Raw genomic sequence first — 25,056 nt, forward strand, 5'->3', positions numbered from 1 at the left:
ATGTCCCGACTCAATCCCCGGCAGCAAGAAGCCGTGAGCTACGTCGGCGGCCCTCTTTTGGTGCTCGCCGGCGCAGGCTCCGGCAAGACCAGCGTGATCACCCGCAAAATTGCGCATCTGATCCAGAGCTGCGGCATCCGTGCCCAGTACATCGTCGCCATGACCTTTACCAACAAGGCCGCGCGGGAGATGAAGGAACGGGTCGGCACGCTGCTCAAGGGCGGTGAAGGCCGCGGCCTGACGGTGTGCACCTTTCACAACCTGGGCCTGAACATCATCCGCAAGGAACATGTGCGGCTGGGCTATAAACCGGGCTTCTCGATCTTCGACGAGACCGACGTCAAAGCCCTGATGACCGACATCATGCAGAAGGAATACTCGGGCGACGACGGCGTCGACGAGATCAAGAACATGATCGGCGCCTGGAAAAACGACCTGATCCTGCCGCCCGAAGCCCTGGAAAACGCACGCAACCCCAAGGAGCAGACCGCCGCCATCGTCTATACCCACTACCAGCGCACGCTCAAGGCGTTCAACGCGGTGGACTTCGACGACCTGATCCTGCTGCCGGTAAAACTGTTCCAGGAACACGACGACATCCTGGAAAAATGGCAGAACAAGGTCCGCTACCTGCTGGTGGACGAATACCAGGACACCAACGCCAGCCAGTATTTGCTGGTGAAACTGCTGATCGGCAAACGCAACCAGTTCACCGTGGTAGGCGACGACGACCAGTCGATCTACGCCTGGCGCGGCGCCCGCCCGGAAAACCTGATGCTGCTCAAGGACGATTACCCGTCCCTGAAAGTGGTGATGCTGGAGCAGAACTACCGCTCCACCAGCCGCATCCTGCGCTGCGCCAACGTGCTGATTTCGAACAACCCGCACGAATTCGAAAAGCAGCTGTGGAGTGAAATGGGTCACGGCGACGAGATCCGCGTGATCCGCTGCCGCAACGAAGACGCCGAAGCCGAGCGCGTGGCCGTGGAAATCCTCAGCCTGCACTTGCGCACCGACCGGCCCTACAGCGATTTCGCGATTCTGTATCGCGGCAACTACCAGGCCAAGCTGATCGAGCTGAAGCTGCAGCATCACCAGGTGCCTTACCGACTGTCCGGCGGCAACAGCTTTTTCGGACGCCAGGAAGTGAAGGACCTGATGGCCTACTTCCGCCTGATCGTGAACCCGGACGACGACAACGCCTTCCTGCGGGTGATCAACGTCCCACGCCGGGAGATCGGTTCGACCACACTGGAGAAGCTGGGCAACTACGCCACCGAGCGAAAAATCTCGATGTACGCCGCCACCGACGAAATCGGCCTGGGCGAACACCTGGACAGCCGCTTCACCGATCGCCTGTCGCGCTTCAAGCGCTTCATGGACAAGGTCCGCGAGCAGTGCGCCGGCGAAGACCCGATCTCCGCCCTGCGCAGCATGGTCATGGACATCGACTACGAGAACTGGCTGCGCACCAACAGCTCCAGTGACAAGGCCGCCGATTACCGCATGGGTAACGTCTGGTTCCTGATCGAGGCACTGAAGAACACGCTGGAGAAAGACGAAGACGGTGAGATGACCGTCGAAGACGCCATCGGCAAACTCGTGCTGCGCGACATGCTGGAGCGTCAGCAGGAAGAGGAAGATGGCGCCGAAGGGGTGCAGATGATGACCTTGCACGCCTCCAAGGGCCTGGAATTCCCTTACGTGTTCATCATGGGCATGGAAGAGGAAATCCTCCCGCACCGCTCCAGCATCGAAGCCGACACCATCGAAGAGGAACGCCGCCTGGCCTACGTCGGGATTACCCGAGCGCGTCAGACGCTGGCTTTCACCTTCGCCGCCAAGCGTAAGCAATACGGCGAGATCATCGACTGCGCGCCCAGCCGCTTCCTCGATGAACTGCCGCCGGACGACCTGGCCTGGGAAGGCAACGACGACACCCCGACCGAAGTCAAAGCCGTTCGTGGCAACAGCGCATTGGCAGATATACGCGCAATGCTAAAGCGCTAGAATTAGCCACATTTATTTAGACCTTCGGCACAAAAGACGCCAACAGAGGACAGCTTCATGGAAGCACTGCACAAGAAAATTCGCGAAGAAGGCATCGTGCTTTCCGACCAGGTCCTGAAAGTCGACGCCTTTCTGAACCACCAGATCGACCCGGCCCTGATGAAGCTGATCGGCGACGAATTCGCCTCGCTGTTCAAGGATTCGGGCATCACCAAGATCGTCACCATCGAAGCCTCGGGTATCGCCCCGGCGATCATGACCGGCCTGAACCTCGGCGTACCGGTGATTTTCGCGCGCAAGCATCAGTCCCTGACCCTGACTGAAAACCTGCTGTCGGCGACGGTCTACTCGTTCACCAAGCAGACCGAAAGCACTGTGGCGATCTCCCCGCGTCACCTGACCAGCAGCGACCGCGTGCTGATCATCGACGACTTCCTGGCCAACGGTAAGGCTTCGCAAGCGCTGATCTCGATCATCAAACAGGCCGGCGCGACCGTGGCCGGTCTGGGCATCGTGATCGAGAAGTCGTTCCAGGGTGGCCGTGCGGAACTGGATGCCCAGGGTTATCGCGTGGAATCGTTGGCTCGGGTGCAGTCGCTGAAGGATGGCGTTGTAACCTTCATCGAATAAAGCCACTACACCGAAAAACCAATGTGGGAGCGAGCAGGCTCGCCCCCACATTTGATTTCGACTGCCAGTTATTGCGCGGTGGCTTTGAGGCCAGTGAGCAACAACCGCTGAAACAAATCCTCTTTCAATCCTTCGGGTTTCGTCAGCTGCATGCGCTCCAGATGCTCGGGAAACTCCGCCGGCTCCGGCGCATCCAGCGCCGCCTTGCCCAATTCCAGAATCTCCGTGAGCTTGAACTTGCTCTTCAACCAGTTCAGCGCCCGCAATAAATCCCGCTCCTGCGTCGTGAAATCACAGCCCAACGGATATTCCGGAAACAGATTCGAATGCCGGGCCTGAATGGCCTGTAAACGCTGCGGGCTGTTGTCGGCGAAACGCGGATCGAGGCGAAAATGCTTCGATAATTTGCCAGCGTTCTGCGCCTGTTCGATCAGCCCCGGCTGGAAGCGTGAGTCGCTGATGTTCAGCAACGCCTCGATCACCGCCGCGTCGGTCTTGCCCCGCAAATCGGCGATGCCGTACTCGGTGATGACGATGTCCCGCAGATGCCGTGGGATCGTGCAATGGCCGTATTCCCAGACGATGTTCGAACTGACCTCACCGCCCGACTCACGCCAACTGCGCAGGAGCAGGATTGAGCGCGCGCCTTCCAGTGCATGACCCTGGGCCACGAAGTTGTATTGCCCGCCAACGCCGCTGAGTACCCGCCCGTCTTCGAGCTGATCCGCCACGCCCGCACCGAGCAACGTCATGGTGAACACAGTGTTGATAAAGCGCGCATCAAGGCGCTGCAAGCGTTTGAGTTCTTCCTGACCGTAGAGCTCGTTGATGTAACTGATGCGGGTCATGTTGAATTCGAGCCGCTTGCTCTGCGGCAACTCGCGCAAGCGCTCGTAGAAACTGCGCGGCCCGAGGAAAAACCCGCCATGTACCGAGATGCCATCGGTTTGCGCCGACTCATTCAGCGTCCCGGCGTTCGCCTGCTGCTGGGTCTGCACATCCGGGTAGACCTTGCGTCGCACGATCCCGGCGTCCGCCAGCACCAGCAAGCCGTTGACGAACATTTCGCTGCAACCGTAAAGGCCCTTGGCAAACGGTTCGACGCCCCCTTCGCGCTCGATCAACTGCGCCCACTGGCTGAGATTCAGATCCGCCAGCAACGCCTTGTAACCGTCACTGTCCGCCTGCCGCGCCAGTAACGCCGCCGTCAGGGCATCGCCCATGGCGCCGATGCCGACCTGCAAGGTGCCCCCATCGCGCACCAGCGTGCTGGCGTGTAGCCCGATGAAATGATCCTGGCAACCTACCGGCATGTTCGGTGTGGAGAACAACGTGGTGTTGTCCTTGGCGTCGATCAGCAGGTCGAAGGTGTCGATGCCGACTTCCGCGTCACCGGGCATGTACGGCAAATCGTTGTGCACCTGGCCCACCATCAGGATCGTCTCCCCCGCCGCCCGGCGCTTGGCGATCATCGGCAACAGGTCGAGGGTGATGTCCGGGTTGCAGCTCATACTGAGGCGATCGGGATGTTCGCTGTGGCTGGCGACCAGTTGCGCCAGCAGGTTCAATCCAGCGGCATTGATGTCCCGTGCGGCGTGGCTGTAATTGCTGCTGACGTAATCCTGCTGGGCCGGGGCGCTGTTCAGCAGGCTGCCCGGTTGCATGAAGAACTGATGAATGTGGATGTTGTTCGGCAGGCTGTCGCGATGCAGGTCGGCGAGGAAATCCAGTTCCGGGTAATCGCCGAACACCCGCTCGATGAAGGGTTCGAGGAAGCGCTTTTGCAAACCATCACCCAAGGGCGGACGGCCGAGACACAGGGCGGTGTAGACCGTCAGCTGCCGCTCGGGCAGTTGCGCAATGCGTTGATACAGCGCGTTGACGAAGTGGTTGGGTTTGCCCAGCCCCAGCGGCAGGCCCATATGGATATGCGCCGGCAACCGTGCCAGAACGTCATCGACCGCCTGCTCGATAGAACACAACTGCACCATCTGATCCTCCCGCCCAACCCATGAATTGGGTTGAACCGAGCTTGCCGGGTCTTTGCTGCAAAGAATAGCCTCAGACAAATCGCAGGCACAAAAAAGCCGCTCGCAAGCGGCTTTTCGTTGAAAACAGGCTTATTTCAGGCCAGACATCTTCTGGATGGCGCCTTCAAGGTCTTTCAGTTCGCAGTCACTGCATGTGCCTTTTGGTGGCATCGCATTGAGCCCGCTCAACGCGACCTTCGCCAAGCCAGCAGCGGTGCCGCCTTCTTTATCGGCACGTTTTTTCCAGTCTGCGGCATCACCGATCTTGGGTGCGCCCAACAGGCCGGTGCCATGGCAAGCATTGCAGTGTTTGGCAATAATTTCGTCAGGAGTTTTCGACGCACCGCCGCCAACCGAAGCAGCGACTTCCATCCCCTTGCATTCTTTACCCTGCACACAGACTTGGCCGACTGGCTCAAGACGTTTAGCGATATCGTCGTTGGTCGCAGCTTGTGCGCTGACTGCCCAAAGGGCCAATACGGTTGCTGGTGCGGCCAGCATTTTCATAATTAGGTTCACGCGTACACCCTCAATGGTGGCTAGTCACGCCTGCGGCCACGGTTCGCAGGCGGGCGCAAGTATAGCGGTAAGCCCGCCACACTGAAACAACCCCAAAGTCGAAGGGGTCTTATCACAAGGCGGGAATACAGCATGGGCGTCTGTGCAATCCGGGCACGACGCCGTGTCTCTTAGAAATTCGCTGGAGTGGCTGCGCTGATTAGTCGCGCCGGGGCATCGAACGGATTCCGGAAACGGTGCGGCTTGGTACTTTCAAAGTAGTAGCTGTCGCCGGCCTCGAGCACAAATGTTTCGAGCCCTACCACCAGTTCCAGCCGACCTTCCACCAGAATCCCGGTTTCCTCGCCCTCGTGGGTGAGCATCTCCTCGCCGGTGTCGGCGCCTGGCGGGTAGATTTCGTTGAGGAACGCGATAGCCCGGCTCGGGTGAGCCCGACCGACGAGCTTCATGGTCACTGCGCCATCGGAAATATCGATCAGCTCGTGGGCCTTGTAGACGATCTGAGTCGGCTTTTCCTGCAGGATTTCTTCGGAAAAGAACTCGACCATGGACATGGGAATCCCGCCCAGTACCTTCCTCAGCGAACTGATCGAGGGGCTGACGCTGTTCTTCTCGATCATCGAAATGGTGCTGTTGGTAACACCCGCGCGTTTGGCGAGCTCACGCTGGGAAAGACCTTTGAGCTTACGGATCGATTGCAGTCGTTCACCGACGTCCAATGCTGGAGCCTCCAGGGATTCAGGTTGCAAGAATATTGAGCGTTATCATGGCGACAGCGTTCAGTATTTACAACACTTGCGCCTGAATCCAGCCTGGCGAAGCGACTTTCGGTCGGGAGCGCTGTTTGTCAGGCCCCGGAATAGAGCAGCGGAACCCGACGCAGGTTGCAGAAGATCTGATAAGGAATCGTGTCGGCGGCTGTCGCGACATCACTGGCGAGGATATTTTTACCCCATAGCTCGACGGGCGAACCGAGGCCGGCTTGCGGCACGTCGGTCAGGTCGACGCAGAGCATGTCCATCGATACCCGACCCAGTAACTGACTGCGTTGCCCGGCCACCAGCACCGGTGTGCCGCTCGGTGCCTGGCGCGGATAACCATCGGCATACCCCATCGCCACCACACCCACACGCATCGGCTTGGGGGTGACGAATTTCGCGCCGTAACCAATCGGCTCGCCGGCCGGCAGTTCACGCACGCAAATCACCTTCGATTCCAGGGTCATCACCGGTTGCAGGCGAGACGCCACGGCATTGGCCTCTTCGAACGGCGTCGCGCCGTAGAGCATGATGCCCGGGCGCACCCAATCGCTCGGAATCTGCGGCCAACCAAGCACCGCCGGCGAGTTACGCAGGCTGATTTCGGCCGCCAAACCCTTACGCGCCGCTTCGAATACCGCGACCTGATCGACGCTGGCGTGGCAGTGCAGTTCATCGGCACGGGCGAAGTGACTCATCAACACGATCTTCGCCACTTTGCCGCTGGCCAGCAGCCGTTGATAGGCTGCCTGGTAATCCGCTGGATGCAGGCCAACCCGATGCATGCCGGAGTCGAGCTTGAGCCACACCGTAATCGGTTTGCTCAGCGTGGCTTTTTCGATGGCTTCGAGTTGCCACAACGAATGCACCACACACCAGAAGTCATGCTCGACGATCAGCGCCAACTCATCGGCTTCGAAAAAACCTTCCAGCAGCAACACCGGCGCACGAATACCGGCGGCGCGCAGCTCCAGGGCCTCTTCGATACACGCCACGGCAAAGCCGTCCGCCTCGGCTTCCAGTGCCTGGGCGCAACGCACCGCGCCATGGCCATAGGCATCGGCCTTGATCACCGCGAGGGCACGGGCACCCGTGACTTCACGGGCAATCCGGTAGTTGTGACGCAGGGCTTGAAGGTCGATCAGGGCACGGGCAGGACGCATGGCGGCAGACTTCTAGTCGGTCATTGGGAAAAAAACCGGCGCTGGCTGACAGCGTGAACCACCAACAGCGCCGGGAGAGGGATCTTTGTGACTTGATTTATGGCAGAGCGTTTATGGCAGCGCGGCAACGACCGACAGCTCGACCAGGATTTGCGGTTCGCACAGCTTCGATTCGACCGTGGCACGGGCCGGCGCGACGCCTTTTGGCAGCCACTGGTCCCACACCGAATTCATGCCTGCGAAGTGCGCGTCGATGTCTTTCAGGTAAATGGTCACCGACAGCAGACGGTTCTTGTCCGTCCCGGCCAGATCCAGCAAACGCTCGATGTTGGCGAGGGCTTCACGGGTCTGCTGTTCAATCCCGGCGCTCATGTCGTCGCCGACCTGTCCTGCCAGATACACAGTACCGTTATGGACAACGATCTGGCTCATGCGCTCATTGGTGAGCTGGCGCTGGATTGACATGTTTTGCAGGCTCCTTAAGTGTGTTGCCATAACGGGAAATATCGAGGCCTTCGGCGCTGATCTGCGGCGTTCTCTTGGCCATCAGGTCAGCCAGCAAACGACCGGACCCACAAGCCATGGTCCAGCCGAGCGTACCGTGGCCCGTATTCAAGAACAGGTTTTTGAACGGTGTGGCACCGACAATCGGCGTGCCGTCCGGAGTGGTCGGACGCAGGCCGGTCCAGAAACTCGCTTCGGGCAGATTGCCGCCCTGAGGATAAAGGTCGTTGACGATCATCTCCAGGGTTTCGCGCCGGCGCGGGTTCAACGACAGGTCAAAACCGGCGATTTCAGCCATGCCGCCGACGCGGATGCGGTTGTCGAAGCGGGTGATCGCGACCTTGTAGGTCTCGTCGAGAATGGTCGACGTCGGGGCCATCGCCGGGTTAGTGATCGGCACGGTCAGCGAGTAACCCTTGAGTGGGTACACCGGGGCCTTGATGCCCAGCGGCTTGAGCAACTGCGGCGAGTAACTGCCGAGAGCCAGCACGTAACGGTCGGCGGTTTCCAGCTTGCCATCGATCCACACACCGTTGATGCGATCACCGGCGAAGTCGAGGCGCTGGATGTCCTGGCCGAAACGGAACTCCACACCCAGTTTCACGGCCATTTCGGCCAGGCGGGTGGTGAATATCTGGCAGTCGCCGGTCTGGTCGTTCGGCAGGCGCAAGGCACCGGCGAGGATGTCGGTGACGCTGGCCAGGGCCGGTTCGACCCGGGCAATGCCGGCACGGTCGAGCAGTTCGAACGGCACACCGGACTCTTTCAGCACGGCGATGTCTTTGGCGGCGCCATCGAGCTGCGCCTGGGTGCGGAACAGCTGGGTAGTCCCCAGGCTACGGCCTTCGTAGGCAATGCCGGTTTCGGCGCGCAATTCGTCGAGGCAGTCGCGGCTGTACTCGGACAGACGCACCATGCGCTCCTTGTTCACCGCGTAACGGCTGGCGGTGCAGTTGCGCAGCATCTGCGCCATCCACAGGTATTGGTCGATATTGGCAGTGGCCTTGATCGCCAATGGCGCGTGACGCTGCAACAGCCACTTGATGGCTTTGAGCGGCACGCCCGGTGCGGCCCACGGTGAGGCATAACCCGGCGAAACCTGCCCGGCGTTGGCGAAACTGGTTTCCATGGCCGGCGCTGGCTGACGGTCCACAACCGTCACTTCAAAGCCGGCTCGTGCCAGATAATAGGCACTGGCGGTACCGATGACGCCGCTACCCAAGACCAGAACGCGCATTTTCATATCCCTCATCGCGGCTTACCGCTGACGTTTATTGTGCAGACCGAAGATGTGGGCAGTTTAAAAAAGATTAGCCAGTGCTTTTCACTATATAAGTGCTTATATTTGGCGACAATTCTCGGCAAAAACCCTTTTCACGGAGGCGCATCCCCTATGCGGACCAACACTCAGACCAAACGTGAGCTGGACAAGATCGACCGCAACATCCTGCGGATCCTGCAAGCGGACGGGCGTATCTCCTTCACCGAACTGGGGGAAAAGGTCGGCCTCTCCACCACCCCCTGCACTGAACGGGTACGGCGCCTGGAGCGCGAAGGGATCATCATGGGCTACAACGCCCGGCTGAATCCGCAGCACTTGAAGGGTAGTCTGTTGGTGTTCGTCGAGATCAGTCTCGACTACAAATCCGGCGATACTTTCGAAGAGTTCCGACGCGCGGTGCTGAAACTGCCCCACGTACTTGAATGCCATTTGGTGTCAGGGGACTTCGATTACCTGGTGAAAGCGCGGATTTCCGAAATGGCCTCGTACCGCAAATTGCTGGGCGACATCCTGCTCAAGTTGCCGCATGTGCGCGAATCCAAGAGCTATATCGTGATGGAAGAAGTGAAAGAGAGTTTGAATCTGCCAATTCCGGATTGAGCCCTACACCAACACCTGCCGGGTACTGGCCATGTATTCGTGGATCTGCTTCTCGACCCGCGGGTGAATCAGCTCCACCGGCCGCCGCCCATTAGGGCATGGCAATGTCTTGGTGGTACCGAACAGACGGCAGATCAATGGGCGCTCGTCATACACCGTGCAGCCGTTGGGCCCCAGATGGACGCAATTGAGTTCGTCCATCGCCGCGTCCTGCTCGGCCCGGGTCTTGCGCGGCAGGCGGGACATTTCTTCGGGCGAGGTGGTGACCGGCCCACAGCAGTCATGGCAGCCGGGCACGCACTCGAAGGTGGGAATTTGCTGGCGCAGCGTGCGAATTTTCTGACTGTTGCAGCTCATCGAAGCGGTGACCCGAATGCGGAATAGACCGGGATTCTGACGCAAAAGCCCCAATCCAGACAGCGCCAACCGACCAATGTTGCCCGTATCCGAAGGGGCGGCTTATGCTCCGTCAACTTTTTCAAACACACGCATCAGGATGACGTCCATGAACGCCCCCGTTCAGCAACCTGCCCCTAACCACCGGCACGTCGCCTCTTATTACGCCGCCAGCAGCCTGCCGCAACCCGACCTTCCAACACTCACAGGTGAGCTGGTCGCGGACGTGTGCGTGGTGGGCGGCGGGTTCTCGGGGCTGAACACCGCGCTGGAACTGGCTGAACGAGGCTTGCGCGTGGTGCTCCTTGAAGCGCACAAGATCGGTTGGGGCGCCAGCGGACGTAATGGCGGGCAATTGATTCGCGGCGTCGGCCATGGCCTCGATCAGTTCGCCAATGTGATCGGTGCAGACGGCGTGCGTCAGATGAAACTGATGGGCCTGGAAGCGGTGGAAATCGTCCGCCAGCGAATCGAGCGCTTTCAGATCGCTTGCGACCTGACCTGGGGCTACTGCGACCTCGCCAACAAGGCCCATGACCTGGAAGGCTTCGCTGAAGACGCCAGCGAGCTGCGCAGCCTCGGTTACCGTTACGAAACCCGTCTGCTGCAAGCCAACGAAATGCACAGCGTGGTGGGTTCCGATCGCTATGTCGGTGGTTTGATCGACATGGGCTCCGGGCATCTGCACCCACTGAACCTGGCACTGGGCGAAGCGGCCGCAGCCCGGCAATTGGGCGCCAAACTGTTTGAGCAATCGGCTGTAACCCGCATCGATTATGGCCGCGAGGTCAAGGTCCACACCGCCCGGGGCTCGGTCCGCGCCAAGACCCTGGTGCTGGGCTGCAACGCCTACCTCAACGATCTCAACCCGCAACTTGGCGGCAAGGTGCTGCCCGCCGGCAGTTACATCATCGCCACCGAACCCTTGAGTGAAGAGCAGGCTCACGCGCTGCTGCCGCAGAACATGGCGGTCTGCGATCAACGGGTAGCGCTGGATTATTACCGACTCTCGGCGGACCGCCGCCTGCTGTTCGGCGGCGCCTGCCATTATTCAGGACGCGATCCGAAAGACATCGCCGCATACATGCGTCCGAAGATGCTGGCGGTGTTCCCGCAACTGGCCGGGGTGAAAATCGACTATCAGTGGGGCGGGATGATCGGCATCGGGGCTAATCGCCTGCCGCAGATCGGCCGGCTCAAGGAGCAACCGAATGTGTATTACGCCCAGGCCTATTCTGGTCATGGCGTAAACGCCACGCACCTGGCAGGCAAGTTGTTGGCTGAGGCCATCAGCGGCCAGCACAGTGGTGGTTTCGATCTGTTTGCCAAGGTGCCGCACATTACCTTTCCAGGCGGCAAACATTTGCGCTCGCCGTTGTTGGCGTTGGGAATGCTTTGGCATCGTCTTAAAGAACTGGCCTGAACCCTTGCAGGAGCTGCCGAAGGCTGCACCTGCAAGGGATCGCGGTTCATCTCACAGATGCCAGAAAGGTTTAAGCCCCTCCTCCCGCGCCTGCTCCCGACTCAACCCGACATCCTTGAGTTGCTCCGGCGTCAGCTCCAACAACGCCTTACGCGTGTGCAGACGATGCCAGAACAGACCCCAGCGACCCAGGCAGGACGGTGCGTTGCGCATAATTGCCTCGCGCGCGCCGTTCTGTTGCCCTGCCGCCAGTTCCTGACTGTGTAACGTCAGCCGCACATCGCTCAAGCCGTTCATTTTCGTCGCTCCTGTTTACTTGGGTAGCCAGAGCTTTCATGATGCGCGGACGGCAAAAAGCATTACAGATTCAACAGAGCAGTATTAATTCCATACAGTTTTTCTGTTTCGGCCTCTGAATCGCTTATTTTTGCCCCATCTGTATTGGTTAACCGAATCACCCACATCGAGACTGCACCATGACCCTTTACGTCAACCTCGCCGAGTTGCTCGGCACACGTATCGAACAGGGCTTCTATCGCCCCGGTGACCGGCTACCCTCGGTGCGGGCGCTGAGTGTCGAGCACGGGGTCAGCCTGAGCACGGTGCAACAGGCCTATCGAGTGCTGGAAGACGTAGGCCTGGCGATGCCCAAACCCAAATCCGGGTATTTCGTACCGGTGAGCCGCGAACTGCCGGAGCTACCCGTGGTCGGCCGCCCAGCCCAACGACCGGTGGATATTTCACAGTGGGATCAGGTGCTGGAACTGATCCGCGCCGTGCCGCGCAAGGATGTCGTGCAGTTGGGCCGCGGTATGCCGGACATCACCTCGCCGACCATGAAACCGCTGCTGCGCAACCTGGCACGTATCAGCCGCCAGCAGGACATGCGAGGCCTGTATTACGACAACATCTGCGGCACCCTCGAACTGCGCGAACAAATCGCCCGCCTGATGCTCGATTCCGGCTGCCAATTGAGCGCCAACGATCTGGTGATCACTACCGGTTGCCACGAAGCGCTGTCGACCAGCATCCGCGCCATCTGCGGACCGGGTGACATCGTCGCAGTGGATTCGCCAAGCTTTCACGGCGCCATGCAGACCCTCAAGGGCCTGGGCATGAAAGCGCTGGAAATCCCCACCGACCCGCTCACCGGCATCAGCCTCGAAGCGTTGGAACTGGCGTTGGAGCAATGGCCGATCAAAGCCATACAGTTGACCCCCAACTGTAACAACCCGCTGGGCTACATCATGCCGGAGTCACGCAAACGTGCGCTGTTGAACCTCGCACAGCGTTTCGACGTGGCGATTATCGAGGACGATGTGTATGGCGAACTGGCCTACACCTACCCCCGCCCGCGCACGATCAAATCCTTCGACGAAGACGGCCGCGTCCTGCTCTGCAGTTCCTTTTCCAAGACCCTGGCACCGGGCCTGCGCATTGGCTGGGTCGCGCCGGGCCGGTATCTGGAGCGCGTGCTGCACATGAAGTACATCAGCACCGGCTCCACCGCGACGCAACCACAGATTGCGATTGCCGAATTTCTCAAGGCCGGGCACTTCGAACCACATTTGCGGCGGATGCGCATGCAATACCAGCGCAATCGCGACGCAATGATCGATTGGGTCACCCGTTATTTCCCGGCCGGCACCCGCGCCAGCCGTCCGCAAGGCAGCTTCATGCTGTGGGTCGAACTGCCGGAGGGCTTTGACACCCTGAAACTCAATCGTGCACTGCATGATCAGGGCGTACAGATTGCCGTGGGCAGTATCTTTTCCGCCTCGGGCAAATACCGTAATTGCCTGCGGATGAACTACGCTGCCAAAACGACCCCGCAGATTGAAGAAGCCGTGCGCAAGGTCGGTGCGACAGCAATCAAACTGCTGGCGGAAACCGACTGACCTTTCTTCGGGATACGGCGTCCATATGCTATCCGCCACCATCCGGAATACGCGCCGTGAGAATCAGACAGCCCCTGCTTGCTCTTCTGTTACTCGCCTCACTTCTGGGTGGCTGTACGACACTCAATATCCCTCGCGAACCGAGCCAGGCCCTGCCGGCCGCCGACTCTGCTTTTGGCCGTTCGATCCAGGCCCAGGCCGCTCCCCACCAGGGCCAGTCGGGCTTCCGCTTGCTATCCGATAGCACCGAGGCCTTCACCGCCCGCGCCGAGCTGATTCGAAATGCCCAAAGCAGCCTCGACTTGCAGTACTACATCGTCCATGACGGCATCAGCACACGGATACTGATAAGCGAGCTGCTCAAGGCCGCCGACCGCGGCGTACGGGTGCGGATTCTGCTCGACGACACCACCAGCGATGGCCTGGACCAGATCATCGCAACCCTCGCTGTCCATCCGAAGATTCAGATCCGCGTCTTCAACCCGCTGCACCTGGGCCGCAGCACCGTCGTGACGCGTACCATGGGCCGGCTGTTCAACCTGTCGCAGCAACATCGCCGCATGCACAACAAACTGTGGGTGGCGGACAATAGCGTGGCAATCGTTGGCGGGCGCAACCTGGGGGACGAGTACTTCGATGCCGAGCCCAACCGTAATTTCACCGACATCGACATGCTCAGTGTCGGCCCGGTTGCCGAGCAGCTGGGGCATAGCTTCGACGAGTATTGGAACAGTGCTCTGAGCAAGCCGATCGAGCAGTTTCTCTCGATCAGGCCGACACCCAAGGACCTGGAAAATACCCGGACGCGACTGGACGAATCCCTGGAGGAAACGCGCAAACAGAATCACGCGCTCTACCAACAGTTGATGACCTATACCACTCATCCTCGCCTGGAGACCTGGCGCCAGGAGCTGATCTGGGCCTGGAACCAGGCGCTGTGGGACGCACCAACCAAGGTGCTGGCCGACGGCGAGCCGGCTCCGTACTTGCAGCTGTCCACCCAGTTGGCACCCGAGCTCAATGGAGTCAGCAAGGAGTTGATCATGGTCTCGCCCTACATCGTACCCGCCCAACCGGGCCTGGTGTACCTGACCGGTCGCGCCGATGCCGGCGTGTCGATAAGTTTGCTGACCAATTCACTGGAAGCCACCGATGTGCCGGCCACGCACGGTGGTTACGCACCTTATCGCAAAGCCTTGCTGGAGCATGGCGTGCAGCTGTTCGAATTACGCCGCCAGCCCGGCGACAACGGAGGCAGCGGCAGTGGACCGAGCCTGTTTCACAGCGGGAGCAGTTCCTCCCGTAGCTCCGACTCCAGCCTGCACAGCAAGGCCATGATCTTCGACCGACAAAAAGCCTTCATCGGCTCATTCAATTTCGACCCGCGCTCGGTACTGTGGAACACCGAAGTCGGAGTACTGGTGGACAACCCACAGCTCGCCGGACGGGTGCGTGAATTGGCGCTGGAGGGTATGGCGCCCCCTCTCAGCTATCAGGTCCGACTGGAAAAGGGCCAGATGGTCTGGGCCACTGAAGATGACGACAAGCCGCACACACTGACCAAAGAACCGGGAAGTTGGTGGAAGCATTTCAATTCATGGCTCAGTAGCATGGTCGGCCTGGAGCGGATGCTGTAGCTTGAATTACCTGGAGCTATGCCGGCTGCACCGCCCCAAACGCCCCCTGCCGCGATACCAGAATCACCAACCCCAACGCGCCCGCCGCCATCAGCAACGGCAAGGCGTGCCCGCTGACCCACTGGCTCCCGGCACCGGCCGCCAACGGCCCGATCAGGCAACCGATCCCCCACAGCTGCGCGATATGGGCATTGGCCCGCACCAGCGCATCGTCGCGGTAACGCTCACCGATCAGGATCAGCGACAAGGTGAACAGACCGCCGGCGCTGGCGCCAAACAACACCCACAGCGGCCAGATCAGCAACGTATCGATCAGCAATGGAATCGCCAGGCTCGACAGCAGCAAGAGCATTGCGCAGCCGGTAAACAATGTACGCCGCGACAAGCGATCAGCCAGCGCGCCAATCGGCAACTGCAACAAGGCATCCCCCACCACCACCGTGCTGACCATCGCCAGGGCGATTTCCGTGGTGAAGCCCTGACGCAGGCAGTAGACCGGCAACAAGGTCAGGATCATCGCTTCGAACGCAGCAAACAGCGACACCGCCCAGGCAATTGCCGGCAGGCCACGGCAGAAGTTCAGCAAGTCGTTGAGGGTCACGCTGCAGGCTTCACTGGTGGGTGCTCCGCTACGGCCCAGCAGCAGGAACGGTGACGTCATCAGCAAACCGACACCAACCCAAAAACCGTAGTCGTGCTCGGTGCCCAACGCCCCCAACAGTAACGGCCCGGCCAGCTGGCTCAGCGCATAACTGCTGCCATACAGCGCTACCAATCGGCCGCGCCATTGCTCGACCACCAGTTGGTTGATCCAGCTTTCACCAAGGATGAAGACGAGCGTCAGGATCACCCCGATCATCAACCGCAGCACCAGCCAGATCGGGTAGCTTGGCCACAGCGCCAGCAAGCCGATGGACACCGCCCCGGCCCACAGGCACAGGCGCATCAGATTGGCCGTGCCAAGACGGGCCGCGAGATGGCTGGAGATCTTCGCCCCCAGCAGCACGCCAATGGCCGGCATCGCCGCCATCACGCCAATCGCGAAGGAGCCGTAACCCCAGCCTTCCAGGCGCAGCGACACTAACGGCATGCTGACACCCAGGGCCAGGCCGACACTCAAGACAGACGCCAAGACGGCGAAATAAGTCGCCCAACGCATGTTCCACGCTCCTGTGGATATTTTATGTACAGCACAAAACAGTGTGGGAGCGAGCTTTTGTGGCGAAGGAGCAAGCCCCTTCGCCACAAAAGCTCGCTCCCACAAGGGATCTGCGTCGTTCAGGAGCCCGATTTACCGCCGGGCGCCCTCACTTGTTTACAACTTGATCCAGGTCGCCTTCAGCTCGGTGTACTTGTCGAACGCGTGCAGCGACTTGTCGCGACCGTTGCCGGACTGTTTGAAGCCACCGAACGGCGCAGTCATATCGCCGCCGTCGTACTGGTTGACCCACACACTGCCGGCGCGCAAAGCCTTGGCGGTGAGGTGAGCCTTCGAGATATCCGTGGTCCATACCGCAGCCGCGAGGCCGTACGGCGTGTCGTTGGCAATCGCAACGGCTTCTTCAGCGGTATCGAAAGTGATCACCGACAACACCGGGCCAAAGATTTCTTCCTGGGCAATTTTCATCGCGTTGCTGACACCGTCGAAAATCGTCGGCTCGACGTAGGTGCCCCCGGTTTCCTGAAGAATACGCTTGCCGCCAGCCACCAGTTTGGCGCCATCGGTGTGACCGGATTCGATGTAGGACAGCACGGTGTTCATCTGCTGGGTATCCACCAGCGCACCGACGTTGGTCGCCGGATCCAGCGGATTGCCCGGCTTCCAGGCCTTGAGGGCTTCGATCACCAATGGCAGGAATTTGTCTTTGATCGAACGTTCGACCAGCAGGCGCGAACCGGCGGTGCAGACTTCGCCCTGGTTGAAGGCAATAGCGCTGGCAGCCGATTCGGCGGCGGCTTGCAGGTCCGGCGCATCGGCGAACACGATGTTCGGGCTCTTGCCACCGGCTTCGAGCCAGACACGCTTCATGTTCGATTCGCCGGAGTAGATCAGCAGTTGCTTGGCGATCTTGGTCGAACCGGTGAACACCAAGGTGTCGACATCATTGTGCAAGGCCAGGGCCTTGCCGACGGTATGACCGTAACCCGGCAGCACGTTCAGCACACCTTTCGGGATGCCGGCTTCAACTGCCAGCGCTGCAATACGAATAGCCGTCAGCGGCGATTTTTCCGAAGGCTTGAGGATCACTGAGTTACCGGTGGACAGCGCCGGGCCGAGTTTCCAGCAGGCCATCATCAACGGGAAGTTCCACGGCACGATCGCACCGACCACACCGACCGGCTCGCGAGTCACCAGCCCCAACTGATCGTGCGGGGTGGCGGCGACTTCGTCGTAGAGCTTGTCGATGGCCTCACCACTCCAGCTCAGGGCTTGCGCCGCGCCAGGAACGTCGATGTACAGGGAATCGCTGATCGGCTTGCCCATGTCCAGGGTTTCGAGCAGGGCCAGCTCTTCGGCGTGCTGTTTCAGCAAGCCGGCAAAACGAATCATGGTGGCTTTGCGCTTGGTCGGCGCCAGGCGCGACCAGGCGCCGGAATTGAACGTGGCGCGAGCATTTTCCACGGCGCGCTGGGCGTCGGCGGCGTCACAGCTGGCAATCTTGCCCAGCAGACGGCCATCGACAGGGCTGATGCACTCGAACGTTTCACCGGAGACTGCATCGGTGTATTCGCCATTGATGTAGGCACGGCCTTCGATCTTCAGATCGCGAGCCCGTTGTTCCCAGTCGGCACGAGTCAGGGTGGTCATACGAGTGTCCTCCTCTTATTGAATACGAGCGCCCGCGCTCTTCGCGGGTGCTGTCAGGAATTCTGCCCGGCCAGCCTGCTTTTCGGCTCAAGGCAACCGTTACCCTAAACCAGCGGCGGGTGAAGTTTCAATATATTTGACAAAGGACCGTTAAATGGCCTTGCGATGTTCATTTTAATAAACATAGACTTTCAACTTTCCAGTCAGTCGCGCCGCAATCACGTGGGAATACCAACATGAGCATTCAGGATATCGTCGATTTCAGTCAGGCCACCACCCAGCCCGATCGCTATCGGCCAGACCCGGCCAAAGTCCTCAAGGGCGACCCCGAACAAACGGTGTACAACCACTACAACAGCCCGTGCGGCCAGATGAGTGCAGGTGTCTGGGAAGGCGAAGTCGGTCAGTGGCGGGTGAACTACACCGAACACGAATACTGCGAAATCGTTCAGGGGGTGTCAGTGCTGCGCGATGACAACGGCGGCGCCAAGACCCTGCGCGTGGGCGATCGCTTCGTGATTCCGGCCGGTTTCAAAGGCACCTGGGAAGTGCTGGAGCCGTGCCGCAAGATTTATGTGGTGTTCGAACAGAAGGCTTGAGGGTTTGTGCCGCTTGAACCGACAGACAACAAAAAAGGCCCGTATCTCGCGATACGGGCCTTTTTCGTAAGGAGGAAAAATCAATTACTTGATTTTGCCTTCTTTGTAGATCACGTGCTTACGAACAACCGGATCATATTTCTTGATCTCGATTTTGTCCGGAGTAGTGCGCTTGTTCTTGTCGGTAGTGTAGAAGTGACCAGTACCGGCGCTCGAAATCAAACGAATCAATTCACGCATGATTAGCTCCCTTAGATCTTGCCATCGCGACGGATTTCGGCCAGCACGACATCAATGCCACGCTTGTCGATGATACGCATGCCTTTGGCAGATACGCGCAGACGCACAAAACGTTTCTCGGACTCAACCCAGAAGCGGTGATGCTGCAGGTTCGGCAGGAAACGACGACGGGTTTTGTTGTTTGCGTGGGAAATGTTATTCCCAGTCACCGGACCCTTACCGGTAACTTGACAGACTCTCGACATGCCTCAGCCCTCTAAAACCACATGCCCAACCCGGCATGGGTTGGCCGCTTAATCTCTCAGTCATTTGGCGCCAGGCGCCGCGTTTCTTTAAGGGTCTTACCGGCTACACCTACAAACGAAGGAACCGGGCCCCTAGAAAAGAGCGCTGCTTTATACCAGAAAGACCAGAGAGCAACAACAACCGGTGTGAATTGAGTTGATAAAAACCCGTTTTTTCGGGCGCCGAGCGCCTTGGGCAAAGGCTAAGCCCGATAGCGACCGCTCGTCGCAGAGAATCGGCCAACGGGACAATTCAGGGTTTTTCTCAACCGTCACTCACCGAAAACAATCGCCCATACTCCCCTGAAAATGAAAAAGGGGATAGTCATTTGCAAAAGAGCCCACTAGGGTAAGCCTTTTCCAGACTGCACTTGCAGATGGGCCTTCATCTGTAAAGGAATCCAACCATGCGCCTCGCTGCCCTACCGCTGCTGCTCGCACCGCTTCTACTGAGCCCCCTGGCCCATGCCGCCGCCCTGAGCGTCTGCACCGAGGCCAGCCCGGAAGGGTTCGATGTGGTGCAATACAACTCGTTGACTACCACCAACGCCTCGGCCGACGTGCTGATGAACCGCCTGGTGGACTTCGACACGGCCAGCGGCAAAGTGGTCGCCAGCCTCGCGGACAGCTGGGACGTCACGCCCGACGGCCTGACCTACGTCTTCAAGTTGCATCCGCAGGTGAAATTTCACCGCACCGAGTATTTCAGCCCGACGCGCGACCTGACCGCCGAAGACGTGAAATTCAGTTTCGACCGCATGCTCGATCCGGCAAACCCATGGCACAAAATCGCCCAGAGCGGCTTCCCGCACGCTCAGTCGATGCAGTTACCGACACTGATCAAAAAGATCGACGCCCTGGACCCGCTCACCATCCGCTTCACCCTCGATCACCCGGACTCGACGTTCCTGCCGACCCTGACCATGGGCTTCGCCTCGATCTATTCGGCCGAGTACGCCGAGCAACTGATGAAGGCCGGCACTCCGGAGAAGCTCAACAGCCAGCCGATCGGTAGCGGCCCGTTCATCTTCACGCGTTTCCAGAAAGATGCCTCGATTCGCTATAAGGCCAACCGCGACTACTTCCAGGGCAAGCCATCGGTGGACCCGTTGATCTTCGCGATCACCCCGGACGCCAACGTGCGCTTGCAGAAATTGCGCCGCAACGAGTGTCAGATCGCCCTGTCGCCGAAACCGCTGGACGTGCAGGCTGCGAAGCAGGAGCCGACCCTGAAGGTGGAAAAGACTGACGCCTTCATGACCGCATTCGTCGGCATCAATAGCCAACATCCGCCGCTGGACAAGCCGGAAGTGCGCCAGGCAATCAACCTGGCGTTCGACAAGGCCAACTACCTCAAGGCCGTATTCGAAGACACCGCCGAACCTGCCAATGGGCCCTATCCGCCCAACACCTGGAGCTATGCCAAAAACTTGCCGGGCTACCCGCATGATGTCGAGAAAGCCCGGGCATTGATGGCCAAGGCCGGACTCAAGAACGGTTTCCAGACCACCATCTGGACCCGTCCTTCCGGCAGCCTGCTGAACCCCAACCCGAGCCTCGGTGCGCAATTGCTTCAGTCCGACCTGGCGGAAATCGGCATTCAAGCAGAGATCCGCGTGATCGAATGGGGCGAACTGATTCGCCGCGCCAAGGCCGGCGAGCATGACCTGCTGTTCATGGGCTGGGCCGGCGACAACGGTGACCCGGACAACTTCCTCACGCCGCAGTTTTCCTGTGCGGCGATCAAAGCCGGCACCAACTTCGCCCGTTACTGCAACCAGGATCTGGACAAGCTGATCAGCGCCGGCAAGACCACTGGCGAGCAAGGTGTACGCACCAAGCTCTACGAACAGGCCCAGGCGCAAATACAGCAACAGGCATTGTGGCTGCCACTGGCCCACCCCACGGCCTTCGCCCTGACGCGCAAAGACGTCGAGGGTTATCGGGTCAGCCCGTTTGGCCGGCAGGATTACTCCAAGGTCAACTTCAAGTAATCAGCGTCACCACAAAAGCCGTGGGAGCAGGCTCGCTCACAGTGACTCATCTAGCCTTTCCTCTTCACATCCACCCGTACTCGGCCATGGACAACGGATCGCCATCACCGACGATGAAATGGTCGAGCACCCGCACATCGATCAGGTCCAGCGCTTCTTGCAGGCGCTTGGTCAGCATCCGGTCGGCTTGACTGGGATTGGAGTTACCCGACGGATGGTTGTGGCAGAGGATCAACGCTGCGGCGTTGTGGGCCAAAGCGCGTTTAACCACTTGTCTTGGATAGACACTGGTACTGTCGATGGAGCCGCGAAACAGCACTTCAAAGGTCAGCACTTGATGTTTTGAATCCAGAAACAGACAGCCGAATACCTCGTGAGGCTCATGGCGCAGCATCGACTTCAGGTAATCACGAACCGCCTGCGGATTTTCCAGTGCCGATTTCTGGCGCGCACGTTCGGCTAAATGCCGCCTGCCCATTTCCTGTGCCGCTTGCAACTGAGCGAATTTCGCCGGCCCGAGCCCCAATTGCCTGCTGAACGCAGTTTGATCGGCTTCGAGCAGTGAACGCAGGCTGCCAAACTGACTCAGCAGATGTCGTGCCAGATCTACTGCACTTTTACCCGATACACCGGTACGTAAAAAAATCGCTAGCAACTCGGCGTCCGAAAGACTCGCCGAACCCAACTCAAGTAACCTCTCCCGCGGTCGCTCCGCCGCTGGCCAATCGCGAATGCTCATAACACCTCCATGTAAGTGGGCGCCGCTGTTCCGTAGCGGTCGCTGTGATATCGTAGCCCATCTTTTTTGCGGGCGATTTCACCCCTGGGGAGGGGGTATCGCCATGCAGTCATCAACGAAATGAAAGGCAGACCTATGCAGCGGCTGTATCGGAAACGCATCGTTCTGGGCGTCGGCGGCGGCATTGCTGCCTACAAGAGCGCCGAGCTGGTTCGCCGCCTGATCGACCAGGGCGCCGAAGTGCGCGTGGTCATGACCCGTGGCGGCAGCGAATTCATTACCCCGCTGACCATGCAGGCCCTGTCCGGGCACCCGGTCCACCTGGACCTGCTGGACCCGGCGGCCGAAGCCGCCATGGGCCACATCGAACTGGCCAAATGGGCCGACCTGGTATTGATCGCCCCTGCCACTGCGGACCTGATCGCTCGCCTGGCCCAAGGCATTGCCGACGACCTGCTGACCACGCTGGTGCTGGCCACCGACGCGGTAGTCGCCGTGGCGCCGGCGATGAATCAGGCCATGTGGCGCGACCCGGCGACCCAGGCCAACCTGCAAACCCTCGAAAGCCGCGACTTCAAAGTCTTCGGCCCGGCCTCCGGCAGCCAGGCCTGCGGCGACGTCGGCATGGGCCGCATGCTCGAAGCCACCGACCTCGCCCAGTGCGCGGCAGACTGCTTCCAGCGCCAGGCGCTGACCGGCAAACACGTGCTGATCACCGCCGGCCCGACCCAGGAAAACATCGACCCGGTGCGCTACATCACCAACCACAGCTCCGGCAAAATGGGCTTTGCCCTGGCCGAAGCCGCGGTAGAAGCCGGCGCCCGCGTGACCCTGATCACAGGTCCCGTGCACCTGCCGACCCCGGATCGCGTCACCCGCATCGACGTGGTCAGCGCCCGGGACATGCTCGCCGCTTGTGAAGCCGCGATTCCTTGCGACCTGTTTATCGCCTCGGCGGCGGTCGCGGACTACCGCCCGGAAGTCGTGGCCCCACAGAAACTCAAGAAAGACCCTACAAGCGGCGACGGCTTGTTGCTACAGATGGTGCGCAACCCAGACATTCTGGCCACCATCGCCACCCGTCCCGACCGTCCGTTCAGTGTCGGCTTTGCCGCCGAAACCGAACACCTGCTCGACTACGCTGCCCGCAAGTTGAAAGACAAGAACCTCGATCTGATTGTCGCCAACGACGTCGCCAACCCGAGTATTGGCTTCAACAGCGAAGAAAACGCCTGCAGCGTGATCGACCGGGAGCTGCACGCCACTATTTTTGCCCAGACCAGCAAAGGCAAGATTGCCCGCCAGCTGATCACTTTTATCGCCGAACGTCTGAACCAGGTTTAATTTACATGCACGCTTTGCAAGCCAAGATCCTCGACCCACGCATCGGCAGCGAATTTCCGCTGCCGCAGTACGCCACGCCCGGCTCCGCCGGCCTCGACCTGCGCGCCATGCTGGAAAAAGACACTGTCATCAAGCCGGGCGAGACCCTGCTGATCCCTACCGGCCTGTCGGTGTATATCGGCGATCCGGGCCTGGCGGCCTTGATTCTGCCGCGCTCCGGCCTGGGCCATAAGCACGGCATCGTGCTGGGCAACCTGGTCGGCCTGATCGACTCCGATTACCAGGGCCCGCTGATGGTCTCGTGCTGGAACCGTGGCCAGACCGATTTCAACATGGTCGTTGGCGAACGCCTCGCACAACTTGTTCTGGTACCAGTGGTTCAAGCGCACTTCGAAATGGTCGAAGAGTTTGTCGAAACCCAGCGCGGCACCGGCGGCTTCGGACATTCCGGCAGCCACTGATATGCCCCCTGTGGCGAGTGAGCTTGCTCGCGCTGGAAAGCGTAGCGGCCCCATGATTCTGGCAACAATTGCCGACTTTGTGAGTGCCGCGCACTCAAGCGGGAGCAAGTTCCCTCGCCACAAATCACACAGACGTCATCTGGAAGGTTTACCACTGAAAATCAAGGCATTGATCGACCCAATACTCGTCGACATTGGTGGCATGGCCTTTTCGCACCACGAACTCTCTGCGGAAAACGCCGTCATACCCTTCAGTCCGAGCCAGCCGACGAGTTCTTCGCCGGCAGGTCCAGCCACTTTCGAGATGGAGCATTCCTACAGATGAGCACCCCAGCCCAAGTCGCACCCAAGTTCCCCGACAGCATCTTCCGCGCCTACGACATTCGCGGCACCGTCCCGGAATTCTTGAACGCTGAAACCGCTTATTGGCTCGGTCGCGCCATCGGCTCCCAGAGCCTGGCCCAGGGCGAACCCAATGTGTCCGTCGGCCGCGACGGTCGCCTGTCCGGCCCGGAACTGGTGGAACAACTGATTCAGGGCCTGGCCGACAGCGGTTGCCACGTCAGCGACGTCGGCCTGGTGCCAACGCCAGCGCTGTACTACGCCGCCAACGTACTGGCCGGCAAATCCGGGGTGATGCTCACCGGCAGCCACAACCCGTCGAACTACAACGGCTTCAAGATCGTCATTGCTGGCGATACCCTGGCCAACGAACAGATCCAGGCCCTGCACGACCGACTCAAGACCAACAACCTGAGCAGCGGCAAGGGCAGCATCACCAAGGTCGAGATCCTCGACCGCTATAACACCGAAATCGTCCAGGACATCAAACTCGCCCGCCGCCTGAAAGTAGTGGTCGATTGCGGCAACGGCGCGGCCGGCGTGATTGCCCCGCAACTGATCGAAGCCCTGAACTGCGAAGTCATCCCGCTGTTCTGCGATGTCGATGGCAACTTCCCGAACCATCACCCGGACCCGGGCAAGCTGGAAAACCTGGTAGACCTGATCGCCAAGGTCAAGGAAACCAACGCCGACCTGGGCCTGGCCTTCGACGGCGATGGCGACCGCGTGGGCGTGGTCACCAACACCGGCAGCGTCGTGTTCCCGGACCGCCTGCTGATGCTGTTCGCCAAGGATGTGGTAGCACGCAACCCCGACGCGGAAATCATCTTCGACGTCAAATGCACCCGTCGCCTGATCCCGCTGATCAAAGAATATGGCGGTCGCCCACTGATGTGGAAAACAGGTCACTCGCTGATCAAAAAGAAAATGAAACAATCCGGCGCCCTGTTGGCCGGCGAAATGAGCGGGCACATCTTCTTCAAGGAGCGCTGGTTCGGTTTCGACGACGGCATTTACAGCGCCGCGCGGCTGCTGGAGATCCTCAGCAAAGAGAAATCCACCGCGGAAGAGTTGTTCGCGACCTTCCCGAACGATATTTCTACGCCGGAAATCAATATCCATGTGACCGAAGAGAGCAAATTCAGCATCATTGATGCACTGCACGACGCACAGTGGGGTGAAGGCGCCGACCTGACCACCATTGACGGCGTGCGAGTCGACTATGCCAAAGGCTGGGGCCTGGTTCGCGCCTCCAACACCACACCGGTGCTGGTGCTGCGCTTCGAGGCCGATGACGAGGCTGAATTGCAGCGCATCAAGGATGTATTCCACGTCCAGCTGAAGCGCGTTGCACCTGATCTCCAACTACCGTTTTGATCTATTGAAGCACCCGG

At 59.9% G+C, this 25,056-nt stretch carries 23 protein-coding genes and 1 pseudogene; 11 read left to right on the forward strand and 13 right to left on the reverse strand.

The genetic code is table 11. The annotated features are described in order from the left end of the window. Both rep and FFH90_RS00010 read left to right on the forward strand, forming a co-directional pair. Complete coding sequence (gene rep / locus FFH90_RS00005) at positions 1-2,010, forward strand: DNA helicase Rep (RefSeq protein ID WP_018927510.1); 2,010 nt, start codon at positions 1-3, stop codon at positions 2,008-2,010. Between the two features lie 57 nt (positions 2,011-2,067). After that, positions 2,068-2,640: a xanthine phosphoribosyltransferase gene (locus FFH90_RS00010; protein ID WP_018927509.1), complete on the forward strand. Its 573-nt coding sequence runs from the start codon at positions 2,068-2,070 to the stop codon at positions 2,638-2,640. 68 nt (positions 2,641-2,708) lie between these two features. Here the strand turns inward: FFH90_RS00010 and FFH90_RS00015 are convergent, their stop codons facing one another. From FFH90_RS00015 to dadA, 6 genes are all read right to left on the reverse strand, one after another. After that, complete coding sequence (locus tag FFH90_RS00015) at positions 2,709-4,631, reverse strand: acetyl-CoA hydrolase/transferase C-terminal domain-containing protein (RefSeq protein WP_138866507.1); 1,923 nt, start codon at positions 4,629-4,631, stop codon at positions 2,709-2,711. Between the two features lie 129 nt (positions 4,632-4,760). Next, positions 4,761-5,189 (reverse strand): cytochrome c5 family protein, encoded by a 429-nt coding sequence (locus tag FFH90_RS00020; RefSeq protein ID WP_081625748.1) that lies wholly within the window; start codon positions 5,187-5,189, stop codon positions 4,761-4,763. A gap of 170 nt (positions 5,190-5,359) precedes the next feature. Further along, positions 5,360-5,908: a cupin domain-containing protein gene (locus FFH90_RS00025; protein WP_018927504.1), complete on the reverse strand. Its 549-nt coding sequence runs from the start codon at positions 5,906-5,908 to the stop codon at positions 5,360-5,362. Positions 5,909-6,036: 128 nt separating this feature from the next. After that, positions 6,037-7,110 carry an alanine racemase gene (gene alr / locus FFH90_RS00030; protein ID WP_111453042.1) on the reverse strand — a complete coding sequence of 358 codons (1,074 nt, stop codon included), beginning with the start codon at positions 7,108-7,110 and terminating at the stop codon, positions 6,037-6,039. Positions 7,111-7,221: 111 nt separating this feature from the next. After that, positions 7,222-7,575: a RidA family protein gene (locus FFH90_RS00035; RefSeq protein WP_018927502.1), complete on the reverse strand. Its 354-nt coding sequence runs from the start codon at positions 7,573-7,575 to the stop codon at positions 7,222-7,224. Then, entirely contained in the window at positions 7,547-8,851 is a 1,305-nt protein-coding gene (gene dadA, locus FFH90_RS00040; protein WP_064621369.1) for a D-amino acid dehydrogenase, read from the reverse strand. Before dadA ends, FFH90_RS00035 begins: the two co-directional genes overlap by 29 nt. Before the next feature lie 156 nt (positions 8,852-9,007). Here dadA and FFH90_RS00045 point away from each other — a divergent pair, with 156 nt between their 5' ends. Further along, entirely contained in the window at positions 9,008-9,496 is a 489-nt protein-coding gene (locus tag FFH90_RS00045; protein WP_003206849.1) for an Lrp/AsnC ligand binding domain-containing protein, read from the forward strand. Positions 9,497-9,499: 3 nt separating this feature from the next. On the opposite strand, the gene FFH90_RS00050 is transcribed toward FFH90_RS00045, so the two are convergent. After that, entirely contained in the window at positions 9,500-9,853 is a 354-nt protein-coding gene (locus FFH90_RS00050; protein ID WP_007934627.1) for a YkgJ family cysteine cluster protein, read from the reverse strand. Between the two features lie 148 nt (positions 9,854-10,001). On the opposite strand from FFH90_RS00050, the gene FFH90_RS00055 reads away from it, so the two are divergent. Further along, positions 10,002-11,315, forward strand: coding sequence for an FAD-binding oxidoreductase (locus FFH90_RS00055; protein WP_138866508.1), 1,314 nt, complete (start codon positions 10,002-10,004; stop codon positions 11,313-11,315). Between the two features lie 51 nt (positions 11,316-11,366). On the opposite strand, the gene FFH90_RS00060 is transcribed toward FFH90_RS00055, so the two are convergent. After that, positions 11,367-11,612: a DUF1127 domain-containing protein gene (locus FFH90_RS00060; RefSeq protein WP_018927498.1), complete on the reverse strand. Its 246-nt coding sequence runs from the start codon at positions 11,610-11,612 to the stop codon at positions 11,367-11,369. 179 nt (positions 11,613-11,791) lie between these two features. Here FFH90_RS00060 and FFH90_RS00065 point away from each other — a divergent pair, with 179 nt between their 5' ends. Together FFH90_RS00065 and FFH90_RS00070 are read left to right on the forward strand one after the other, a co-directional pair. Further along, positions 11,792-13,213, forward strand: coding sequence for a PLP-dependent aminotransferase family protein (locus FFH90_RS00065; protein ID WP_018927497.1), 1,422 nt, complete (start codon positions 11,792-11,794; stop codon positions 13,211-13,213). 56 nt (positions 13,214-13,269) lie between these two features. Beyond that, on the forward strand, positions 13,270-14,850 hold the full coding sequence (locus tag FFH90_RS00070) for a phospholipase D family protein (protein WP_111453044.1): 1,581 nt from the start codon (positions 13,270-13,272) through the stop codon (positions 14,848-14,850). 16 nt (positions 14,851-14,866) lie between these two features. On the opposite strand, the gene FFH90_RS00075 is transcribed toward FFH90_RS00070, so the two are convergent. Beyond that, positions 14,867-16,009 (reverse strand): MFS transporter, encoded by a 1,143-nt coding sequence (locus FFH90_RS00075; protein ID WP_111453045.1) that lies wholly within the window; start codon positions 16,007-16,009, stop codon positions 14,867-14,869. Between the two features lie 156 nt (positions 16,010-16,165). Then, positions 16,166-17,659, reverse strand: a complete 1,494-nt coding sequence (locus tag FFH90_RS00080; protein WP_086944351.1) for an aldehyde dehydrogenase — start codon at positions 17,657-17,659, stop codon at positions 16,166-16,168. A gap of 236 nt (positions 17,660-17,895) precedes the next feature. Between FFH90_RS00080 and FFH90_RS00085 the strand changes: the two genes are divergently transcribed. Continuing rightward, a complete protein-coding gene (locus FFH90_RS00085) occupies positions 17,896-18,258 on the forward strand; it encodes a cupin domain-containing protein (RefSeq protein WP_018927493.1) in 363 nt (120 codons plus the stop codon). Between the two features lie 84 nt (positions 18,259-18,342). Here FFH90_RS00085 and rpmG read toward each other — a convergent pair whose 3' ends face one another. Next, positions 18,343-18,498 (reverse strand): 50S ribosomal protein L33, encoded by a 156-nt coding sequence (rpmG, locus tag FFH90_RS00090; protein WP_003177274.1) that lies wholly within the window; start codon positions 18,496-18,498, stop codon positions 18,343-18,345. An 11-nt stretch (positions 18,499-18,509) separates the two neighbouring features. Next, on the reverse strand, positions 18,510-18,743 hold the full coding sequence (rpmB, locus tag FFH90_RS00095; protein WP_018927492.1) for a 50S ribosomal protein L28: 234 nt from the start codon (positions 18,741-18,743) through the stop codon (positions 18,510-18,512). Between the two features lie 446 nt (positions 18,744-19,189). On the opposite strand from rpmB, the gene FFH90_RS00100 reads away from it, so the two are divergent. After that, positions 19,190-20,776 carry an ABC transporter substrate-binding protein gene (locus FFH90_RS00100; protein ID WP_018927491.1) on the forward strand — a complete coding sequence of 529 codons (1,587 nt, stop codon included), beginning with the start codon at positions 19,190-19,192 and terminating at the stop codon, positions 20,774-20,776. Between the two features lie 64 nt (positions 20,777-20,840). Here FFH90_RS00100 and radC read toward each other — a convergent pair whose 3' ends face one another. After that, positions 20,841-21,515, reverse strand: coding sequence for a DNA repair protein RadC (gene radC / locus FFH90_RS00105; RefSeq protein ID WP_086944350.1), 675 nt, complete (start codon positions 21,513-21,515; stop codon positions 20,841-20,843). A gap of 135 nt (positions 21,516-21,650) precedes the next feature. Between radC and coaBC the strand changes: the two genes are divergently transcribed. The 3 genes and pseudogenes from coaBC to FFH90_RS00125 form a co-directional block, all read left to right on the forward strand. Then, on the forward strand, positions 21,651-22,859 hold the full coding sequence (coaBC, locus tag FFH90_RS00110) for a bifunctional phosphopantothenoylcysteine decarboxylase/phosphopantothenate--cysteine ligase CoaBC (protein WP_019650096.1): 1,209 nt from the start codon (positions 21,651-21,653) through the stop codon (positions 22,857-22,859). A gap of 5 nt (positions 22,860-22,864) precedes the next feature. Then, on the forward strand, positions 22,865-23,320 hold the full coding sequence (gene dut, locus FFH90_RS00115; RefSeq protein WP_018927488.1) for a dUTP diphosphatase: 456 nt from the start codon (positions 22,865-22,867) through the stop codon (positions 23,318-23,320). Between the two features lie 342 nt (positions 23,321-23,662). Then, positions 23,663-25,039, forward strand: a pseudogene (locus FFH90_RS00125) (phosphomannomutase/phosphoglucomutase); the annotation flags it as partial. Between the last annotated feature and the right edge of the window lie 17 nt (positions 25,040-25,056).

Source organism: Pseudomonas sp. ATCC 43928 (assembly GCF_005938665.2).
In the GTDB taxonomy this organism is placed as follows: Bacteria; Pseudomonadota; Gammaproteobacteria; order Pseudomonadales; family Pseudomonadaceae; genus Aquipseudomonas.

Bases quoted from the DNA above. Each gene is read 5' to 3' on its own strand.
- rep (WP_018927510.1), top strand. From the start codon at position 1: ATGTCCCGACTCAATCCCCGGCAGCAAGAAGCCGTGAGCTACGTCGGC.
- FFH90_RS00010 (WP_018927509.1), top strand. From the start codon at position 2,068: ATGGAAGCACTGCACAAGAAAATTCGCGAAGAAGGCATCGTGCTTTCC.
- FFH90_RS00015 (WP_138866507.1), bottom strand. From the start codon at position 4,631: ATGGTGCAGTTGTGTTCTATCGAGCAGGCGGTCGATGACGTTCTGGCA.
- alr (WP_111453042.1), bottom strand. From the start codon at position 7,110: ATGCGTCCTGCCCGTGCCCTGATCGACCTTCAAGCCCTGCGTCACAAC.
- FFH90_RS00035 (WP_018927502.1), bottom strand. From the start codon at position 7,575: ATGTCAATCCAGCGCCAGCTCACCAATGAGCGCATGAGCCAGATCGTT.
- dadA (WP_064621369.1), bottom strand. From the start codon at position 8,851: ATGCGCGTTCTGGTCTTGGGTAGCGGCGTCATCGGTACCGCCAGTGCC.
- FFH90_RS00045 (WP_003206849.1), top strand. From the start codon at position 9,008: ATGCGGACCAACACTCAGACCAAACGTGAGCTGGACAAGATCGACCGC.
- FFH90_RS00050 (WP_007934627.1), bottom strand. From the start codon at position 9,853: ATGAGCTGCAACAGTCAGAAAATTCGCACGCTGCGCCAGCAAATTCCC.
- FFH90_RS00055 (WP_138866508.1), top strand. From the start codon at position 10,002: ATGAACGCCCCCGTTCAGCAACCTGCCCCTAACCACCGGCACGTCGCC.
- FFH90_RS00060 (WP_018927498.1), bottom strand. From the start codon at position 11,612: ATGAACGGCTTGAGCGATGTGCGGCTGACGTTACACAGTCAGGAACTG.
- FFH90_RS00065 (WP_018927497.1), top strand. From the start codon at position 11,792: ATGACCCTTTACGTCAACCTCGCCGAGTTGCTCGGCACACGTATCGAA.
- FFH90_RS00075 (WP_111453045.1), bottom strand. From the start codon at position 16,009: ATGCGTTGGGCGACTTATTTCGCCGTCTTGGCGTCTGTCTTGAGTGTC.
- FFH90_RS00080 (WP_086944351.1), bottom strand. From the start codon at position 17,659: ATGACCACCCTGACTCGTGCCGACTGGGAACAACGGGCTCGCGATCTG.
- FFH90_RS00085 (WP_018927493.1), top strand. From the start codon at position 17,896: ATGAGCATTCAGGATATCGTCGATTTCAGTCAGGCCACCACCCAGCCC.
- rpmG (WP_003177274.1), bottom strand. From the start codon at position 18,498: ATGCGTGAATTGATTCGTTTGATTTCGAGCGCCGGTACTGGTCACTTC.
- rpmB (WP_018927492.1), bottom strand. From the start codon at position 18,743: ATGTCGAGAGTCTGTCAAGTTACCGGTAAGGGTCCGGTGACTGGGAAT.
- FFH90_RS00100 (WP_018927491.1), top strand. From the start codon at position 19,190: ATGCGCCTCGCTGCCCTACCGCTGCTGCTCGCACCGCTTCTACTGAGC.
- radC (WP_086944350.1), bottom strand. From the start codon at position 21,515: ATGAGCATTCGCGATTGGCCAGCGGCGGAGCGACCGCGGGAGAGGTTA.
- coaBC (WP_019650096.1), top strand. From the start codon at position 21,651: ATGCAGCGGCTGTATCGGAAACGCATCGTTCTGGGCGTCGGCGGCGGC.
- dut (WP_018927488.1), top strand. From the start codon at position 22,865: ATGCACGCTTTGCAAGCCAAGATCCTCGACCCACGCATCGGCAGCGAA.